Source organism: Mycobacterium sp. NPDC003449, assembly GCF_053588415.1.
Map to the genome: position 1 here is coordinate 1 of NZ_JBSFPX010000377.1, position 1,381 is coordinate 1,381.

Genomic DNA, 1,381 nt, shown 5'->3' on the forward strand with positions numbered 1-1,381 from the left:
CGTAACACCCAGCTGCTGCTGCTGGAGGAGTCCCACATCGGGCGGGTTCTCGATCCGGCGGGCGGATCGTGGTTCGTCGAGGATCTCACCGCCCAGCTCGCTCAGCAGGCCTGGTCGCATTTCCAGGACATCGAATCGCGCGGCGGGTTCGTCGCCGCGCGTGACTACCTGAATAGCCAGATCGCCGAGGTCGCACAGCGGCGCGCCGACGACATCGCCCACCGGCGTACCGCGATCACCGGTGTCAACGAATACCCGAATCTTGCCGAACAGCCGATTTCCCAAGGGGATTCGCCGGCGACGACACTGACCCGCTACGCTGCCGGGTTCGAGGCGCTCCGCGACCGTTCGGATGCGTTCCTGGCCAGGACCGGGGCGCGGCCGCGGGTGCTGCTGCTGCCGTTGGGCCCGCTCGCCGAGCACAATATCCGCGCGACCTTCGCGGCCAACCTGTTGGCGTCCGGCGGGATCGAGGCGATCAATCCGGGCACCGTGACCGCCGAGGGCATCGCCACCGCGGTGTCGCAGGCCGGGGAACCGACCGTGGCGGTGCTGTGCGGCACCGATACGCGCTACGGCAGCGACGCATCGGCCGCGGTCGCCGCCGCGCACGCCGCTGGGGTGCGCGACGTTCTGCTGGCCGGCCCGGAAAAGGCAGTGGCGGACGCCGATTCGAAACCTGACGGCTACCTGACCGCGAAGATCGACGCGGTTCAGGAGCTGGCAAACCTGCTCACCGGACTGGGGGCCTGATATGACCGCGACGACAGGTGCGAAGATCCGTAGTTTCGCCGACGTACCACTGCACGGCGACGCCGAAGGCGAAGCCGCGACCCCGGATGCGGTCGACGCGCACGTGGCCGCTGCCGCAGCGGCGCACGGTTACAGCCCCGACCAGTTGACCTGGACCACCCCCGAAGGCATCGACGTCAAACCGGTCTACATCGGCGCCGATCGCGACGAGGCGGTCGAGGCGGGCTACCCGCTGGACAGTTTTCCGGGTGCGCCGCCCTTCGTACGCGGGCCGTACCCGACGATGTATGTCAACCAGCCGTGGACCATCCGGCAGTACGCCGGCTTCTCCACGGCCGCCGAATCCAATGCGTTCTACCGGCGCAATCTGGCCGCCGGTCAGAAGGGCCTGTCGGTGGCCTTCGATCTGGCCACCCACCGGGGCTACGACTCCGACCACCCGCGCGTGCAGGGCGATGTCGGAATGGCCGGTGTCGCCATCGATTCCATCCTCGACATGCGCCAGTTGTTCGACGGCATCGATCTGTCGACCGTGTCGGTCTCGATGACCATGAACGGTGCGGTGCTGCCGATCCTCGCGCTGTATGTGGTGGCCGCCGAGGAACAGGGGGTGGCGCCGGAGAAACTC

General features: G+C 68.2%; 2 protein-coding genes. Both read left to right on the top strand.

The annotated features are described in order from the left end of the window. Positions 1-753: methylmalonyl-CoA mutase family protein (locus ACWDTP_RS38460; protein ID WP_450028448.1), on the top strand; the 753-nt coding region annotated here is incomplete at its 5' end. Between the two features lies 1 nt (position 754). After that, positions 755-1,381 (top strand): methylmalonyl-CoA mutase family protein (locus ACWDTP_RS38465; RefSeq protein ID WP_450028449.1); only part of this gene is annotated, 627 nt, incomplete at its 3' end.